A 20,096-nucleotide genomic window follows, 5' to 3' on the forward strand; every position below is an offset into this window, starting at 1 on the left:
GACCTGACGACCATGACGTCTTCGACCCCTTCGCACCCCTCCGGCTCCCCGCGCCCCGACCGCCCCTCCCTCCGGGACCGCGCCGAGGCGCTGCCCGACGACCTGCGGGACGCGCTGCGGCGGCGGCTCGCCGGCCGGGCCGGCGGCTCCGCCCCGGCCGCCCGCCCCGGCATCCCGCGCGCCGACCGGGACCGCCCGCTGCCGCTGTCGTTCGCGCAGCAGCGCCTGTGGTTCCTGGACCGGCTGCGGCCCGGCGACGCCCGCTACAACAGCGCGGTCGCGGTCCGCCTCACCGGCGCACCGGACCACGAGGCCCTGCGAGCCGCGCTGGCCACCGTCGTGGCCCGGCACGAGGCCCTGCGCACCACCTTCGAGGAGACCGACGGCCGCCCGGCGCAGTGCGTGCACCCGGCGGCCCCGGTACCGCTGCCGGTCCGTGACGCCGGCGACCTGGACGCGGACCTGCTGGCGGAGTACTCCCGGCCCTTCGACCTGCGGCACGGGCCCCTGCTGCGCGCCCTGCTGCTGCGCGAGTCCGCCACCTCGCACGTCCTGCTGCTGACGGCCCATCACATCATCACGGACGGCTGGTCGATGGGCGTCGTCCTGGACGAGCTGTGCACCGCCTACGATGCCCTCACGCACGGTTCCGCACCGGAACTGCCCCCGGTGGCCACGCAGTACCCGGACTTCGCCGTGTGGCAGCGCGCCCGGCTCTCGGGCGCCCGCCTCGAAGGCGAACTCGCCCACTGGAAGCGGAGGCTGGCCGGGGCGGTGGCACCCGAGCTGCCCCTGGACCGGCCGCGGCGCGGCGAGGAGGCGGGCGAGGGCGCCGTCCACACCTTCGCCGTACCGGCCCGCCTGACCACGCGCCTGCGCGAGCTCGCCAGGGAGCGGCACAGCACCCTGCACACCGCTCTGGTCGCCGCGGCCCAGGCGCTGCTGGCCCGCTGGTCCGGCCAGGACGACATCACCGTCGGCTCCCTCACGCCGGGCCGGTCCCGCACCGATCTGGAGCGGACCGTCGGCTTCTTCGTCAACACCGTCGTGCTGCGCACCCCGGTGGACACCTCCGGATCCTTCCGCGACCTGCTGGCAGGGGCGGCCGAGACGGTGGGCGACGCCTTCGCCCACGGCGACACGCCGTTCGAGCGGATCGTGGAGGCGGTGGGCGCGCCCCGCGAGGCCGGCCGCAACCCGCTGTTCGACGTGATGGTCCTGCTGCACCCCGACCCGCCCGCCGCCTCCGCCCCGCGCGGACTCACCACCACCGCGGTCACCGTGCCCCGGCAGGCCGCTACCTTCGACCTGAGCATCGAGTTCGTGCCGGACGGGGACGGGCTGACCGGACTGCTGGAGTACCGCACCGACCTGTTCGACGCGGCCACGGCCGAGCGGATGGCCGGTCAGCTGCTGCGCCTGCTGGAGGGTGCCTGCGACACCCCGGACCGCCCGCTGGGCAGCCTGCCCCTGATGTCCGCCGAGGAGACCCGGCGGGTCGTCCACGACTGGAACCCGGCCCCCCTGCCCGCGGCCGACACCACGTACCCCGTTCTGTTCGAGCGCCGGGCGGCCCGGACCGCCGACGCCCTCGCCCTCGTCGCGGGCGGTGAGGAGCTCGACTACGGCACGCTCAACGCGCGCGCCAACCGGCTCGCCCACCACCTCGTCGCCCAGGGCGCCGGCCCCGAACGGCTGGTCGCGCTCCGGCTGCCGCGCACCGCCGACATGATCGTGGCGATCCTCGCGGTGTGGAAGTCCGGCGCGGGCTATCTCCCGCTGGATCCCGCCCTGCCCGAGGAGCGGGCCCGGTTCCTGCTGGACGACGCCCGCCCGGCCCTGGTGCTGGACGAGGCGGCCCTGCGCGCCGTGCCCGCGACCGCCCCGGACACCGACCTCACCGACGCGGACCGGCGTGCCCCGCTGGACCCGGACCACACCGCGTACGTCATCTACACCTCCGGCTCCACCGGCCGCCCCAAGGGCGTCGCCGTGTCCCACCGCGCGGCGGCCCACCTGCTGGCCGCGCACCGGGCCGGCTTCGTCGCCGAGGCGGGCGGCGGCCCGCTGCGGGTCGCGCTCACCGCCGCCTTCTCCTTCGACACCTCCCTCGAAGGCGTCCTGCTGATGGCCGACGGCCACCCGCTGCACCTGGTCGACGAGGCCACCCGGATGGACCCGGCCGCCCTGGTGGAGTACGTCGTCGCACACCGCGTCGACTTCCTCGACGTCACCCCGTCCTACCTGCGCCAGTTGCTGCCCGCCGGTCTGCTCACCGACCCCCGGCACCGCCCCCGGGTCCTCATGCTCGGCGGCGAGGCGGTCGGGCCGGCGCTCTGGCGCGAGCTGGCCGCCCACCCGGACGTGGCGGCCCACAACTTCTACGGCCCCACCGAGTGCACGGTCGACGCGCTGTCCTGCCGCATCGACGGCGGGGACCGCCCGCTGGTGGGCCGGCCGCTGCCCGGAGTGCGGGCGTACGTGCTGGACGACCGGCTCCAGCCGGTGCCGCCCGGTGTCGGCGGCGAGCTGTACCTCGCGGGCGCGCAACTCGCCCGGGGCTACGCCGGCCGGCCGGGCCTGACCGCGGCCCGGTTCCTGCCCGACCCGTTCGGCGGCCCCGGGGAGCGGATGTACCGCACCGGCGACCTGGCCCGCTGGACCGCCGACGGCCGCCTCGACTACCTCGGGCGCGCCGACGACCAGGTCAAGGTGCGCGGCCACCGCATCGAGCCCGGCGAGATCGAGGCCGCGCTGCTCGCGGTGCCCGGCGTCGCCGCCGCCGCGGTCGCCGCCGTGCCCGACCCGCACGGCCACAGCCGCCTCGCCGCCTACGTCGTCCCGGCGCCCGGCGCGCCCCGGCCCGTCCCCGCCGGCCTGCGGGCGGCCCTGCGCGAGGTACTGCCCGACGCCCTGGTGCCGTCGTCGTTCACCTCGCTGGACGCGCTGCCGCTGACCACCAGCGGCAAGCTGGACCGCCGCGCGCTGCCGGCCCCGGAGAACACCGCGGAGGAGCGGGAGTTCGTCGCCCCGCGCACCCCCGGCGAGGAGACTCTCGCCGGCATCTGGGCCGAAGTGCTCGGGGTGGCACGGGTAGGTGTCACGGACAACTTCTTCGAGCTGGGCGGCGACTCGATCCTCAGCATCCAGGCCGTCTCCCGCGCCCGGGCGGCCGGCCTGGGCATCGGATCGCAGGACGTCTTCCGGCACCAGACCGTCGCCGACCTCGCCGCCGCCGTGTCCCGCCGTACCGCTGCCGCGCCCGCGTCGCCCCGGCGCCCGCGCGAGGACGGACCCGCCCCGCTCACCCCCGTCCAGGAGTGGTTCTTCGCCACGCACGGACCGCTGCGGCACTTCAGCATGTCGATGCTCCTCGATCTGCCGTACGACCTCGACGAGCGGGCCCTGGACCGGGCGCTGGACGCGGTGGTGGGCCGCCACCCGGCGCTGCGCACCCGCTTCACCCGCACCGACGGCACCTGGCGGCAGCACCCCGGCACCGGCCCGGCCACCCGGCTCCTGACCCGCCACGACCCCGGTACCCCGCCCGCCGAGGCCGCGGAGGCCGCCCGCGCCGCCCTGGACCCGGGCACCGGGGCACTGCTGCGCGCGGCCCTGCTGACCGGCGGGGAACGCCCGCGGCTGTTCCTCACCGCCCACCACCTGGCGGTCGACAGCGTCTCCTGGCGGGTGCTGCTCGCCGACCTGGAGCAGGCCTACCGGCGGGCGGCGGCCGGCGAGGACCCCCGGCCGGAACCCGAGCACACCCCGTTCGCCGAATGGGCGCACACCCTGGCCCGCATGGTCCGGGCCGGCGACCTCGACGACGACCTGACCCACTGGACCGAGGAAGCCGCGCTGCCGCGCACCCCGCTCCCCGTCGACCTGCCCGGCACCCCGCTCGCCGGGTCCGTGCGCACCGTCCGCACCCAGGTGGACCGCGACACCACCGAGGCCCTGCTGCGCCGCGTGCCGGGCGTGTACCGCACCCAGGTCAACGACGTGCTGCTGAGCGCGCTGGGCCGGGTGCTGGCCGACTGGACGGGCGCCGACCGGGTGACCGTCGCCCTGGAGGGCCATGGCCGGGAGGAGGACCTGGCCGAGGGCGCCGATCTGTCCCGCACGGTCGGCTGGTTCACCACCCAGTACCCGGTCACCCTGGCCCCGGCGGGCCCGGACGACTGGGGCGGCACCCTCAAGTCCGTCAAGGAACGGCTGCGGGCCGTGCCCCGCCGCGGCCTGGGCTACCAGGCGCTGGGCCACCTCGGCTCGCCCCGGCCCGAGGCCCGCGCCCTCGGCGAACTGCCGCTGCCGCAGGTGTGCTTCACCTACCACGGCCAGTGGGAGGCGCCCCCCGGAGGCGACTTCGCGCCGGTCGCCGACGTACCCGGCCGGGACATGGACCCCGGCGCGCCGCTGGACCACCTGCTGGACGTGTCCGCCCTGGTGGCCGACGGCGAGCTGGAGATCACCTGGCACTACAGCGACCAGGTGCACCGGGAGGGCACCGTCCGGGACCTGGCCGCGGGCATGGTGCGGGCGCTCGCCGCCATCACCGCGCACTGCGCCCGTCCCGGCGCGGGCGGCCGCACCCCCTCCGACTTCCCGCTGGCCCGCCTGGACCAGGCCGGCGTGGACCGCCTCGCCGGCGACGGCCGGGACGTCGAGGACCTGCTGCCGCTCACCCCGCTCCAGGAAGGCATGCTCTTCCACCGGCTGGTCGGCGGTCCCGACGACGTGTACGTGGACCAGGCCGCGCTGCTGCTGGACGGGGTGACCGACCCCGGCGCCCTCGCCCTGGCCTGGCAGCGGGTGACCGACCGCACCCCCGCCCTGCGCACCTCGGTGGTGTGGGAGGGCGTACCGGTGCCGCTCCAGGTCGTACACCGTCGGACCGACGTTCCGGTCACCCGGCTGGACTGGCGGGAGCTGACGGAGGCGGAGCGGGCCGAGCGGCTGGCGCGGCTGCGCGCCGACGACCTCGCACGCGGCCTCGACCTCGGCACGGCACCCCTGATGCGGCTCACCCTCGTCCGGCTGCCCGACGCCCGGATGCAGCTGCTGTGGACCTCCCACCACCTGATCCTGGACGGCTGGAGCCTGGCCCAGGTGCTCGCCGAGGTGTTCGAGGAGTACGTGGCCCTCACCACCGGCGCCGCTTCCAGGCCCCCGGCGCGCCGGCCGTTCGGCGACTACGTGCGCTGGCTGGCCGGCCAGGACTCCGCGGCCGCGCACGCGCACTGGCGGACCGTCCTCGACGGGTTCGCCACGCCCACCCCGCTGCCCCTCGACCGCCTCAGGCGCCCGGGGCACGAGACCCGCTCCGCGGGCGTGCACACGGCCGCGCTGTCCGACGAGGTCTCCGCCCGGCTGGCCCGCACCGCCCGGACGGCCGGGCTCACCCTCGGCACCGTGGTGCAGGGCGCCTGGGCGCTGCTGCTGTCCCGCTACAGCGCCGAGCGGGACGTGCTGTTCGGGACCACCGTCTCCGGACGCCCCGACGACCTGCCCGGCGCCGAGTCGATGGTGGGCATGTTCATCAACACCTTGCCCACCCGCGTGCGCGTGGACGGCGGCGGCAGCGCCGCAGCCTGGCTCGCAGAGCTCCAGGAGGAACAGGCCGAGGCGCGGCGGTTCGCGGCCGTTTCCCTCGCCGAACTGACCTCGGTCAGCGACGTGCCCGCCGGCGGCGCGCTCTTCGACAGCATGGTGGCCTTCGAGAACTACCCCTTCGACGAGGCGCGTTCGGCCACCACCGGGATACGGCTGGTGGACGTCTCCTCGCGGGACGCCACCAACTACCCGCTGGTGCTGCGGGCCTACCAGGGCGAGCGGTTCGGCTTCGATCTCGCCTACGACCCCGAGCTGTTCGACGCCACGACGGTACGCGACCTCGCCGGCCGGCTGTGCCTGCTGCTCACCGAGCTGGCCGACGACCCCGGCCGGCCCGTGCGCGACCTGGCCTGGACCACCGCGGCCGAGCGGCGTCGGATGCTGGCCGACTGGAACGGCACCGAGGAGGGACGGCCCACCGGCACCCTGGACGCCCTCTTCGCCGCCCAGGCCGCCCGCACCCCCGACGCCGTGGCCGTCACCTGCGGCGACGAGCGGCTCGACTACGCCGACCTGGAGGCGCGGGCGGCCCGCCTCGCCCACCGGCTCGCCGAACTCGGCGCCGGACCCGAGAGGTTCGTGGCCCTCGCGCTGCCCCGCTCCACCGACCTGGTCGTGGCCGTCCTCGCCGTTCTGAGAACCGGCGCCGCCTACCTGCCCATCGACCCGAAGCTGCCCGCGGAGCGCGTCCGGCACCTCCTCGCCGACGCCGCACCGGTCGCACTCGTCACCACCCGGCAGGGCGCGGCGGCCGGCCCGGACGTCCCCCGCCTGCTGCTGGACGACCCGGACGTGCGCGCCGACCTGGCCCGCCGGCCGGCCGCCGGCCCGGCCCACCGCGCGCTGCCCGAGAGCCCCGCCTACGCCATCTACACCTCCGGCTCCACCGGCCGCCCCAAGGGCGTCGTCGTCCCGCACGCCAACGTGGTCCGCCTGTTCAGCCGCACCCGGCACTGGTTCGGCTTCGGGCCCGACGACGTGTGGACCATGTTCCACTCCTACGCCTTCGACTTCTCGGTGTGGGAGCTGTGGGGCCCGCTGCTGCACGGCGGCCGGCTCGTCATCGTTCCCGAGGACACCGCCCGCTCCCCGGAGGACTTCCTGCGTCTGCTCGCCGACGAGCAGGTCACCGTCCTCAACCAGACCCCGTCCGCGTTCTATCCGCTGATCCGCGCGGACGCCCGGCTCCGCGACACCGGCGCCCGGCTGGCCCTGCGCACGGTCATCTTCGGTGGCGAGGCCCTCGACGTCGGCCGGCTCGCCGACTGGTACGACCGCCACCCCGGTACCGTGCCCCGCCTGGTGAACATGTACGGCATCACCGAGACCACCGTGCACGTCACCTACGCCGCACTCGACCGCTCCACCGCCCGCCCCGGTGCCGCCTGCTCCATCGGCACCGGCATCCCCGACCTGCGGCTCTACGTCCTCGACGACGGCCTGCGGCCGGTGCCGCCGGGTGCCGTCGGGGAGTTGTTCGTCGCCGGCGAGGGACTGGCGCGCGGTTACCTCAACCGGCCCGGCCTGACCGCGACCCGCTTCCTCGCCGACCCCTTCGGCCGGCCCGGCACCCGCATGTACCGCACCGGCGACCGGGCCCGCTGGCGTGCCGACGGCACGCTGGAGTACCTGGGCCGCGCCGACCAGCAGGTGAAGATCCGCGGCTACCGCATCGAGCCCGGCGAGATCGAGGCCGCCCTGCACGGCCACCCCGGCGTCGGCGCCGCCGCCGTCGGCGTGTACGAGGACACCGCCGGGACCCGCCGGCTGGTCGCCCACGTCGTGGGCACCGGCGACCGGGTCGTGCCGCCCCCGTCCGCCGCCGAACTCCGCGCCCACCTCGAGGGGCTGCTGCCCGCGCACATGGTGCCCGCCGCCTATGTGCCGATGGCCGCGCTGCCGCTCACCGTCAACGGCAAGCTCGACCGGCGCGCCCTGCCCGCGCCCGGTCCGGACGGCTTCGCCGCCGACGGCACCCGGACCCCGCCGCGCACCCCCGCCGAACGGCTGGTCGCCGCCGCCTGGACGGACGTGCTGGACACGGACCAGGTCGGCGCCGACGACGACTTCTTCGCCCTCGGCGGCGACTCCATCCTGGCCGTCCGCGTCACCTCCCGGCTGCGTGCCGCCTTCGGCACGGACGTCTCACCCCGGCTTCTGTTCACCCACCCCACACTGTCCGGCCTCGCCGCCGCCCTGGGCGAACCCGGCACCGGGGACGCCGCCGGCACCATTCCGGCCGCCGCCCCCGACACCCCGGCGCCGCTGTCGTACGCGCAGCAGCGCCTCTGGTTCCTCGACCGCTTCGAACCGGGCAGCACCGAGTACACGACTCTGTCCGTGCTCCGGCTGCGCGGACCGCTCGACATCGCCGCCCTGCGGACCGCCCTGGACGGCCTGGTCGTCCGGCACGAGGCGCTGCGCACCACGTTCGCCGAACACGACGGCCAGGCCCGGCAGATCGTCCACCCGCCCCGCCCCGTGGACCTGCCGGTGACGGACCTACCGGACGGTGCCGCGCTGGACGGCCTCCTGGACCGGGAGGCGGCCACGCCCTTCGACCTGGCCACCGGGCCCCTGCTGCGGGCCCGTCTGGCGCGGCTCGCCGCCGACGAGCACGTCCTCGTCCTGGCCGTGCACCACATCGTCACCGACGGCTGGTCCATCGGCGTACTGGCCCGCGACCTGGGCGAGATGTACGGGGCGGCCCTGTCGGACCGCGTCCCCGAGCTGCCCGGGATCCCGGTCGGCTACCGTGACTTCGCCGCCTGGCAGCGCTCCCGTGCCGACCGCGCCGAGGCCGAACTCGCCCACTGGCGCCGCGCCCTGGACGGCGTGACCCCGCTGGAGCTGCCCACCGACCGGCCCCGCCCGGCCGTCCGCACCCGCGACGGCGCCCTGGTGACCTTCACCCTGCCCGCCGCGCTGATCGAGCGGCTGCGCGAACGCGCACGCGAGACCGACGCGACTCTCTACATGGTCCTGGTGGCGGCCTGCCAGACCCTGCTCGCCCGCTGGGCGGGCCAGGAGGACGTCACCGTCGGCACCGTCACCGCCGGCCGCGATCGCCCCGAACTGCACGACGTGGTCGGCATGTTCGTCAACACGCTGGTACTGCGTGCCCGGATCCGTCCCGGCCTGTCCTTCCGGGAGCTGCTGGCCGAGGTGCGCACGACCGTCCTGGAGGCGTTCGCCCACCAGGAGGTGCCTTTCGAACGTGTGGTGGACGCCCTCCAGCCCGAGCGGGACACCAGCCGCACCCCGCTGTTCCAGGTCATGGTCGCCCTCCACAACCTCGGCGCCGAGCCGCCCCGGCTGCCCGGTCTGACGGCGGAGCCGGTCACCCCGCCGGTCCGCAACGCCACCTTCGACCTCGCCTTCGACTTCGTGGAGGGCGACGACGGCCTCACCGGATACCTGGAGTACAACACCGGTCTGTTCGACGCGGGCACCGCGGCACGGCTGGCCGACCGGCTGCGCACCCTGCTGGCTGCCGCCGCCGACGACCCCGGGCAGGCCGTCGGCCACCTGCCGCTGATGACCGGGGAGGAGCGGCGCCAGGTCCTGCGCCACGGGCAGGGCGCCCGGCTGCCCTGGCCCGACTCCACCTTCCCGGCCCTGTTCGAGGCCCAGGCCGCCCGCACCCCGGGGCACACCGCCCTGGCCGCCCGCGACACCACCCTGGACTTCGCCGCGCTGAACACGCGGGCCAACCGGCTCGCCCACCACCTCATCGCCCAGGGCGCCGGTCCCGAGGACGTGGTCGCCGTACGGCTCCCGCGCACCTCCGACCTGATGGTGGCGCTGCTCGCCGTCCTCAAGGCGGGCGCCACCCTGCTCTGCCTCGACCCGGAACTCCCGCGAGAGCGGCAGGAGTTCCTCCTCGCCGACGCCCGGCCGCACACCCTGCTGACCGACCTCGCCGCCGTGCCCTGGGACCGGCTGCCCGCCCACGACCCGGCGGACGCCGACCGCGTCCGGCCACTGCTGCCGCGGCACACCGCCTACGTCGTCTACACCTCCGGCTCCACCGGCCGCCCCAAGGGCGTCGCCGTCGAGCACCGGCAGCTCGTCAACCTCTGCCAGGACCACCGCGCGGGCCTGCTCGCCCCGCACACCACCGGCGGACGGCGGCTGCGGGCCGCGCTCAGCGCCTCCTTCTCCTTCGACACCTCCTGGGAAGGGCCGCTGCTCCTCGCCCTCGGCCACGAGGTCCACCTGATCGACGAGGACACCCGCCTGGACCCGCAGGCGTTCTGCGACCGGGTCGCCGGGGACCGGCTCGACCTGGTCAACGTCACCCCGTCCTTCCTGCGTGAACTGACCGCCGCAGGCCTGCTCGCCCCGGGCCGCCACCACCCGCGCCTGCTGCTCGTCGGAGGGGAGGCCGTCACTCCTGCCGACTGGCGTGAACTCCTGCGCGCCGAACGGGAACTGGGTGTCGCGGTCTACAACATGTACGGTCCCACCGAGACCACCGTCGACGCCGTCTACGGCCGCCGCGCCGAACTGCCCGACCGCCCCGTCATCGGCCGCCCCGGCGGCAACCTGCGGGCCTACGTCCTCGACGGCGCCCTTCGACCGGTACCGCCCGGGACGCCCGGCGAGCTGTATCTGGCCGGTGCCCAGGTGGCCCGCGGCTATCTGAACCGCCCCGGCCTCACCGCCGCCCGCTTCGTCCCCGACCTGTTCGGGGCGCCCGGGGAGCGCATGTACCGCACCGGCGACCGGGCCCGCTGGGACCGGGACGGACAACTGGAGTTCCTGGGCCGGGTGGACGAACAGGTCAAGATCCGCGGGTTCCGCATCGAGCCCGGAGAGGTCGAGGCCGCTCTCCTGGACCACCCCGACGTCGCCGACGCAGCCGTCACCGCCCGCGAGCACGCCGGCCGGCTCATGCTGGTCGGCTACGTGGTGCCCGCCGACGGCCGTGTCCCGTCCGCCGACGCCCTGCGCCTCGCACTGCGCCGCACCCTGCCCGACCACATGGTGCCCGCCGCGTTCGTCCCGCTCGACCGCATCCCGCGGACCACCAGCGGCAAGACCGACCGGCGCGCCCTGCCGGCCCCGCCCGCACAGCCCGACAGCGCCACCGCCTACGTCGCCCCCCGGCCCGGCACCGAGGAGCGCCTGGCCAGGATCTGGGCAGAGGTGCTCGGTGCCGAACGCGTCGGCGCCCGCGACAACTTCTTCGCGCTCGGCGGCGACTCCATCCTGAGTATCCAGATCGTCTCCCGCGCCCGGCAGGCCGGACTCGCCCTCACCACCAAGGACGTCTTCCGCCACCAGACCGTCGCCGAACTCGCCCTGCGCGTGACCGAGTCGGCCCCGAGCCGGGACGCGGCCGACGAGCCGGCCGAGGCGCCGCTCACCCCGATCCAGCGCTGGTACCTGGACGGCCGCGAGCCCGGCCGGCCGCTCCGGTTCACCATGACCCAGCGCCTGGAACTCGCCCCCGGCACCGACGGATCGGCGCTGCGGGCCGCCACCGACGCCCTCGTCCTCCGGCACGCCGCCCTGCGCACCCGGTTCCGCCGCACCGCCGACGGCTGGCGTCAGGAAGCCCTGCCCGAGGCACCGGACGACGTCTTCACCCGGCACGACGTGTCCGCGCCGGACGACGCGGCTGTGGAGACCGAGGTCCAGCGGCTCACGGACGAGGCGCAGGCCGCCCTCGACCCCACCACCGGACGGGTCGTCCGCGTGCTGTTCTTCGACCGCGGCCCGGACCGGTCCGGACAACTGGTCATCACCGCACACCACCTGGTCGTCGACGGCGTCTCCTGGCGCATCCTGCTCGCGGACCTGGAGACCGCCCACCGGGCGGCGGCGGCCGGCCGGCCCGTCGAACTGCCCGCCACCGGCACCTCCTACGGCCACTGGGCCGCCCGGCTCGACCGGCACACCCGCTCCGGCGCGCTCGACGCCGACCTGCCGTACTGGACGCGCACCGCGGCGGCCGCGGCCGGACTGCCCGCCGGACAGCCCGGCCCGAACACCCACGGCACCGCGGACACCCTCGGCGTCACCCTGGACGCGGAGACGACCGACGCCCTCCTGCGCAAGGTCCCCGGGGCCTACCGCACCCAGGTCAACGACGTCCTGCTCAGCGCCCTCGGCCGTACCCTGGCCCGCTGGTGCGGACGGGACACGGTCCTGCTGGGTGTCGAGGGCCACGGCCGGGAGGAACTGTTCGCGGACGTGGACCTGTCCCGGACCGTCGGCTGGTTCACCGCCGAGTTCCCGCTCGCCCTGCGCGTCGCCCCGGACGCCGGCTGGCACGACACCCTCCGCTCGGTCAAGGAACAACTGCGCGCGGTGCCGCTGCACGGCCTGAGCCACGGCGCCCTGCGCCACCTCGTGCCCGGCAGCCCGCTCGCCGAAGCCCCGGCCCCGCTGGTGGGCTTCAACTACCACGGCCAGTGGGACACGGCCGGGGGCACCGGTGGCCTGCTCCGCGGCGCGCTGCCCCCGGCCGGCCGCGACACCGACCCGGACGAGGCACGGCCCTACCTGCTGGACATCACCGGCGTGGTCCAGCAGGGCCGCCTCGAACTCGGCTGGACCTACCCTCCGGCCGTCTACGACCGGGCCACCGTCCGCCGGCTCGCCGAGGACACCCTCGCGGCCCTCCGGGAGATCGTGGAGCACTGCGCCGGAGCCGAGGCGGGCGGCCGCACCCCCTCCGACTTCCCGCTCGCCGGCCTCGGCCAGGACCAGCTCGACCGGCTCGTCGGCACCGGCCGGCACGTGGCGGACGTCCTGCCGCTGACCCCGCTCCAGTCCGGCATGCTCTTCCACGGCCTCGTGGACACCGAGAACGCCTACTTCGACCGTACGGCCGTGACGCTGTCCGGAGTCGCCGACCCCCGGGCCTTCGCCGCAGCCTGGCAGCAGGTCGCCGACCGCACCCCGGCGCTGCGCACCAGCGTCCACTGGCACGGCCTGCCGCACCCGGTGCAGGTGGTCCACCGCCGCGCCGAACTCCCCGTCACCCACCTCGACTGGCGGGAGTCCACCCCCGCCGAGCGGGCCGAGGCCACCGAGCGGCTGCTCGCCGCGGACCGCGCGGCCGGCATGGACCTCACCACCGCGCCGCTCACCCGGCTCACCCTGGCCGCGCTGCCCGGCGACCAGGTGCTGCTCGTGTGGTCCACCCACCACATCGTCCTCGACGGCTGGAGCACCGGGCAGCTGCTCACCGAGGTGTGCGAACGCTACGCGGCGCTCACCGGAGGCCCGGAGGAGGCGCCCCCGGTACGGCGGCCCTTCGCGGACTTCCTGCGCTGGCTGCGCGAGCAGGACGAGACGGCGGCCGAACGGCACTGGGCCGACGCCCTCGCCGGGTTCACCGCCCGCACCCCGCTGCCGTACGACCGCACGCCCGCCGAGGCCCACCGCGCCCGCTCCGCCGCCGCCGTCCACCACGAACTGGACGCCGAGGTCTCGGGGCGGCTGCGGGAGAGTGCCGCCCGCGCCGGAGTGACCGTGAACACCGTGGTGGAGGGCGCCTGGGCGCTGCTGCTGGCCCGCTCCAGCGGGCGGGACGACGTGGTGTTCGGCACCACCGTCTCCGGCCGCCCGGCCGAACTGCCCGGCGTGGAAGGCGTGATCGGCATGTTCATCAACACCGTACCGACCCGGGTCCGCATCCCCGCCGGGCCGGTGCTGCCGTGGCTGCGCGACCTCCAGGAGCGGCAGAGCGACGCCCGCCGATTCGACTTCCTCGCCCTGCCCCGCATCCGGGCCGTCGCCGAAGTCCCCGCCGGTGAGGCGCTGTTCGACAGCATGGTGGTGTTCGAGAACTATCCGGTGGACGAGTCCGCGACGGCCCGCACCGGCGTCCGGGTCGAGGAGGTGCGCGCCGACGACGCCACCACCTTCCCCTGGTGCCTCCGCGCCCACCTGGCCGACCGGCTCGGCTTCGACCTCGCCTACGACCCCGCCCTGTTCGACCCCGCCACCGCCGAGCGCGCCGCGGACCGGCTGGCCGGACTGCTCACCGCCCTCGCCGACGGGTTCGGCGCCGATCTGACCGACCTCGACCTGCTCACCGCGGCCGACCGCGAGCTGCTGGCCGCCTGGAACACCACCGCCCGCCGGGCCGCCCCGCGCAGCCCCGTGGACCTGTTCGCCGAGCAGGCCCGCCGCACACCGGACGCGGTCGCGGTCCAGGAGGGCGAACGACGACTGACATATCGTCAACTCAAGGACTGGGCCCACGCGCTGGCGGGACGGCTGCTGGCCGGCGGGCTCGCCCCCGAGGACCGGGTGGCGCTGCTGATGGACCGCTCCGCCGAACTGGTCGTCGCCCAGCTCGCGGTGCTCATGGCCGGCGGCGCCTACCTCCCCGTCGACACCCGCGCCCCCGAGGAGCGCCGGCGTACCCTGCTCGCCGAGGCGGGCGCGACCGTCCGGCTCACCGCCGCGGAGGTGAAGGCAGCGCGTGGCGGGGCGCCGGGGGAAGGGACGCCGCCCGCCCGTCCTGCCGGACCCGAGGCGGAGCCGTTGCCGGCCGTCGAGCCCGACCGGCTGGCGTACGTCATGTTCACCTCCGGATCCACCGGCCTGCCCAAGGCCGTCGCGGTGCGGCACCGTGACGTGGCGGCGCTGGCCACCGACAGCCGGTTCGCCGGCGGTGTGTGCGACCGGGTGCTGCTGCACTCGGCGGTGGCCTTCGACGCCGCCACCTTCGAGGTGTGGGCGCCGCTCCTCAACGGGGGCTGCGTGGTCGTGGCACCTGACGGGAGCGTCGACGCCCACCTGCTGCGCCGGCTGGCCGCCGACGGCGGACTGACCGCGGTGTGGCTGACCGCGGGCCTTTTCCGGCTGCTCGCCCAGGACGCCCCCGACTGCTTCCGGGGCCTCGCACAGGTGTGGACCGGCGGTGACGTCGTACCGGCACCGGCCGTGCGCCGGGTGCTGGCCGCCTGCCCCGGCCTGACCGTCGTGGACGGCTACGGGCCCACCGAGACCACCACCTTCGCCACCTCCTGCGCCCTCGCCGACCCGGCGGCGGTCCCCGGCACGGTCCCCATCGGCCGGCCGCTGGACGACATGCGGGCCCTCGTGCTCGACGCCCGGCTGCGGCCCGTACCGCCCGGCTGCCCGGGCGAGCTGTACCTGGCCGGCGAGGGCGTCGCCCGCGGCTACCTGGGCCGCCCCGGTGACACCGCCGCCCGCTTCCTCGCCGACCCGCTCGGCCCGCCCGGCGCCCGCGTGTACCGCACCGGCGACCTGGCCCGGCGGCGCCCCGACGGCACCGTGGAGTTCCTCGGCCGCGCCGACGACCAGGTGAAGATCCGCGGCTTCCGGGTGGAACCCGGCGAGGTCGAGGCAGCGCTCGCCGCCCACCCGGACGTCGTGGACGTGGCCGTCCTGGCCCGCGAGGACCGCCCGGGCGCCAAGCGGCTCGTGGCCTACGTCGTCGGACCGGCCGGCCAGCACGGCGAGGAACTGCGGGCGTTCGCCGCCCGCACCCTGCCCGAGTACCTCGTGCCGGCCGCCGTCGTCCCGCTCACCGTCCTCCCGCTGAGCCGGAACGGCAAGGTCGACCGGACCGCCCTGCCCGCACCGGACGCCGTGCCGGGCCGTACCCGGGTCGAGCCGCGCACCGAGGCCGAGCGCCGCACGGCGGCCGTCTTCGGCGAGGTGCTGGGCTGCGAACCGCCCGGCGTGGAGGACGACTTCTTCCGGCTGGGCGGTGACTCGATCCTCAGCATCCGGCTCGCCTCCCGCCTCGCCGAGGCCTTCGACACCGACCTCACGCCACGCGCGGTGTTCACCCATCCGACACCGGCCGCCCTGGCCCGCCTGCTCGGCGACCGGCGGGGCCCCGGCCGCCCGGCGCTCGTCCCGGTGCCCCGGGACGCCGTCGCGCCGATGTCCCACGCCCAGCAACGCCTGTGGTTCCTGGACGAGTTCGATCCCGGTGGCGCCGAGTACGTCACCGCGCTCGCCCTGCGGCTGCGCGGCACCCTGGACACCGGCGCGCTCCGCGCCGCCCTCGCCGCCCTGGTTGCCCGGCACGAGTCACTGCGCACCACCTTCGACAGCGTCGACGGGCACGGCGTCCAGCGCGTCCAGCCGCCGTCCGACGTGCCGCTGCCCGTGCACGAACTGACCCGGCTCACCGACGCGGAGCGGGAACCGGCGTTGCGCCGCCTGCTCGCCGAGGAGCGCGCCCGCCCCTTCGACCTGCGCGAGGGACCGCTGCTGCGGGCCGGCCTGGTCCGGCTCGCCGGGCACGACCACGTCCTCACCCTCTCGCTGCACCACATCGTCACCGACGGCTGGTCCACCTCCGTGCTGCTCGGCGATCTCGCCCACCTCTACCGCGCCGAACTCGACGTCGAGAAAACGGATCTGCCGCCGCTGCCGGTGCAGTACGCCGACTACGCCCACTGGCAGCGGACGGCCGGTGACACCGAAGCCGGCGAGCACCTCGCCTACTGGAAGGAGCAACTCGCCGGCACCGCACCGCTGGAGCTGCCCACCGACCGGCCCCGGCCGCCGGTGCGCACCAGCGCCGGCGCGACCACCCGCCTGGTGGTGCCCGCCCCGACCGTGCGCCGGCTCACCCGGCTCGCCCGGGACCACGGCACCACCCTCTTCACCACGCTCGTCGCCGCCGCGCAGGCCTACCTCGCCCGGCTCTCCGGCACCGAGGACATCGCCGTCGGCACCGTCACCTCCGGCCGTGACCGGCCCGAGGTCCAGTCCCTCGTCGGGTTCTTCGTCAACACCCTGGTGCTGCGTTCCCGAGCCGAGGCCGAACGGCCCTTCACCGGGTTCCTGGGCGACGTACGGCGCACCGTCCTCGACGCCTTCGCCCACCAGGACGTGCCGTTCGAACGGGTCGTGGACGAGGTGCAGCCCGTACGCGACACCAGCCGCAGCCCGCTGTTCCAGGTGATGGTCGTCCTCCAGAACACCCCGGCCGCCGCCCTCGACCTGCCCGGCCTGGACGTCACCGACGTCGAGTCGGAGTCGGAGCAGGCCGCCTTCGACCTCACCCTGGAGTTCGCCGAGAGCGGCTCCGGATCCCTGCACGGCCTGCTCACCTACAACACCGACCTGTTCGACGCGGCGACGGCCGAGCGGATGGCCGGGCAGCTCGGCGCTCTGCTGCGCGCCGTCGCCGAGGACCCCGGCCGCGCCCTCGGCGCACTGCCGCTGACGTCCGACGACGAGGTGAAGACCCTGCTGGAGCAGGGCCGGGGAACGTTCCGGGCGGTGCCCGAGAGCACCCTGCCCGAGCTGTTCGAACGGCAGGCGGCCAGTACCCCGGACGCCGTGGCGCTGATCGACGGCGACCGTGAGCTGACCTACGCGCAGACCGACCGGGCCGCCAACCGGCTGGCCCACCGGCTGCTCCGGGACGGCGTCGGACCGGAGCGCGTGGTGGCCCTCGCGCTGCCCCGGTCGGCGGCGACCGTGGTGGCGCAGCTCGCCGTCGCCAAGGCCGGCGGCGCGTTCCTGCCCGTGGACCCCGACTACCCGGAGCAGCGCCGGGAGTTCATGATCCGGGACGCGGGCGCCCACCTCGTCCTCGGCGACCCGGCCGAGGTGTGGTCCGCCGACGGGCCCGAGACCGTGCCCACGGACGCCGACCGCACCACCGCGCTCACCCCCGCCCACCCCGCCTACGTCATCTACACCTCCGGCTCAACCGGCACCCCCAAGGGCGTCGTCGTCACCCACCGGGGCCTCGCCTCCTTCGCCGCGGCCGCCGCCGAGCGGTACGCGGCGGGCCCCGGCGACCGGGTCCTCCAGTTCGCGTCCCCGAGCTTCGACGCCTCCGTGCTGGAACTGTGCGTCTCCCTGCTCAGCGGGGCCGCGCTGGTCACGGGCGAGGAGGGGCCGCTGGTCGGCGAACGGCTGGCGGAAGTGCTCACCGAACGACGCGTCAGCCACACGCTGATACCGCCAGCGGCGCTGGCCACCCTCCCGCCGGAGACCGCCGCCGACCTGCCGCACCTGCGCACCCTCATCGTGGGCGCCGAGGCCTGCCCGGCCGACCTGGTCGACACCTGGGCCCCCGGCCGCCGGATGATCAACTCCTACGGGCCCACCGAAGCCACCGTGGTGGCCACCTGGACCGGCCCGCTGACCTCCGGCGCCGGCGCCCCGCCCATCGGCCGCCCCTCCGGCGGCACCCGGGTACACGTGCTCGACGCCGCCCTGCGCCCCGTACCGTCCGGGGTGACCGGCGAGCTGTACATCGCCGGGCCCGGCCTCGCCCGCGGCTACCTGGGCCGGCCCGGACTCACCGCCCAGCGGTTCCTGCCCGACCCGTTCGGCACGCCGGGGGAGCGGATGTACCGCACCGGGGACCTGGTCCGCTGGACCGCCGACGGCCGGCTCCGGTTCGCCGGGCGCGCCGACGACCAGGTCAAGCTGCGCGGCTACCGCATCGAGCCCGGCGAGATAGAGGGCGCGCTGCGCCGCAGCCCCCTGGTGCGGGACGCCGTGGTCGTCGTCCGCGCGGGGGAGACACCCGGCGCGCCGGACCGGCTCGTCGCCTATGTCGTACCGGCGCGGCCGGCCGGCTCCGAGCGCGTCCCCGGCGAACCGGCCGGGGCCGCATCGTCCGGGACCGAGGCCCCCGGCAGCGCGGCGTCCGGCACCGCCCTGCCCGTCGGTGAACTGCGGCTGCACCTGGCCGGAGAGCTGCCCGCGCACATGGTGCCGTCCGTCTTCGTCCCGCTCGACCGGCTGCCGCTCACCCCGAACGGCAAGACCGACCGGAAGGCCCTGCCCGCGCCCGGGCCCGCCCAGGCGGCCGCGGACGGGCCGCGGACCGCGCCCCGCACCGACATCGAACGCCGTGTCGCGCGGATCTGGGCCGACGTGCTCGGTATCGAGGAGGTGGGTGCCGACGACAACTTCTTCGCGCTCGGGGGCGACTCCATCCTGAGCATGCAGGTCGTCTCGCGACTGCGCCGCGACGGCCTGCACGTGGCCACCCGGGACCTGTTCACGCACCAGACCGTCGCCGAACTCGCCACCGTCGTGCGCACCGCGCCCCAGCGTGCCGCCGAAGGCCCGGTGACCGGCGAGGTGCCGCTCACACCGATCCAGGAGTGGTTCCTGACCACTCCCCGCGCGGCCCACCACCACTTCAACCAGTCGGCGCTGCTGGAGCTCGAGGGCACCCCCGACCCGCAGGCGCTGAGTGCCGCGCTCGACGCCCTGCTGGAGCATCACGACGCCCTGCGCATGCGGTTCACCCGGTACGAGCACGGCTGGCGGCAGTTCAACCCGCCGCCCGCCGCAGGCGACGGCATCCTCGTCCGGCACGACCTGACCGGGTTGTCCGCCGAGGACGCCGACGCGGCCATGGCGAAGGCCGCCGACGAGCTGCACGCGAGCTTCGACCTGAGCCACGGCCCGCAACTGCGGGCGGCGCTGTTCACCGGGGGCCCGGAGCGGCCCGCGTTCCTCCTCCTCGTCGCCCACCACCTGGTGGTGGACGCCGTCTCCTGGCGCATCCTGCGCGACGACCTGGAGACCGCCTACCGGCAGGCAGCCCAGGGCGGCCCGGTCACCCTGGGGGAGCGCGGAACCAGCTTCCGCGAGTGGTCCCGGCGCCTCGCCGCCCACGTCGCCGAGGGCGGCCTCGACCACGAACTGCCCCACTGGGAGCAGGCGGTGGCCATCGAACAGGCGCCGACGGACGAGGCCCCCGCGGCCGGACCGGCCGCCACGGTCGGCGTGGAGCTCGACGAGGACGACACCACGGCCCTGCTGCGCTCCGCGCCCACCGCCTACCGCACCCGGGTCAACGACGTGCTGCTCGCCGCCCTCGCCCTGGCGCTGGCCCGCTGGACCGGACACGACCGGGTCCGCGTGGACCTGGAGGGCCACGGCCGGGAGGACCTGCTCGACGGCGTCGACCTCTCGCGCACCGTCGGCTGGTTCACCACCGTCCACCCGGTTGCCCTCCAGGTGCCCGATCCCGGCGAGCCGGGGCCGGACCGCGACTGGCGGTCCCTGGTGAAGTCGGTGCGCCGCCAGCTGCGCGCCGTACCCGGCAACGGCATCGGCTACGGCGCCCTGCGCACCTTCGGCACCCCGGAAGTCCGCGGGCGCCTCGGCGCCCAGGCCCACAGCCAGGTGGTGTTCAACTACCTCGGCCAGTGGGACGCCCGCCCCGAGACCGCTGACGGCGGCCTGGTCCGCGCCGAGCACGGCTCTTTCGGCCAGGACCACGACCCCCGCGACCCCGGCTCGCACCCGGTCGAGGTGGTGGGCGCCGTGCAGCACGGGCGGCTCGCCTTCACCTGGCACCACCGGCCCGGCGTCCACGACACCGCGACCGTGCGCCGGGCGGCCGAGGAGTTCGCCGAGGCCCTGCGCCACCTCGCCCGGCACGCCAGGGGAGGCAGGTGACGGCCCTCCCGGCCCGCGAGGCACCGCCCCGGCGCACCCCCCGGCACGGCCCCCGCGCCCCACGCGCCCCGACCGCCCGCCCCGCCCGC

Annotated in this window: 1 protein-coding gene; it reads left to right on the forward strand. The window is 76.1% G+C overall.

Annotated elements, in window-relative coordinates; all coding sequences use genetic code 11:
- Window positions 1-12: 12 nt before the first annotated feature.
- Window positions 13-20,007, forward strand: coding sequence for a non-ribosomal peptide synthase/polyketide synthase (locus ACZ6B1_RS03805; RefSeq protein WP_468774659.1), 19,995 nt, complete (start codon window positions 13-15; stop codon window positions 20,005-20,007).
- Window positions 20,008-20,096: the final 89 nt, after the last annotated feature.

Source organism: Streptomyces sp. NPDC041129, from assembly GCF_055592265.1.

What these genes read in the sequence shown, in the direction of transcription:
- ACZ6B1_RS03805 (WP_468774659.1), top strand. Translation starts at nt 13, where the DNA reads ATGACGTCTTCGACCCCTTCGCACCCCTCCGGCTCCCCGCGCCCCGAC.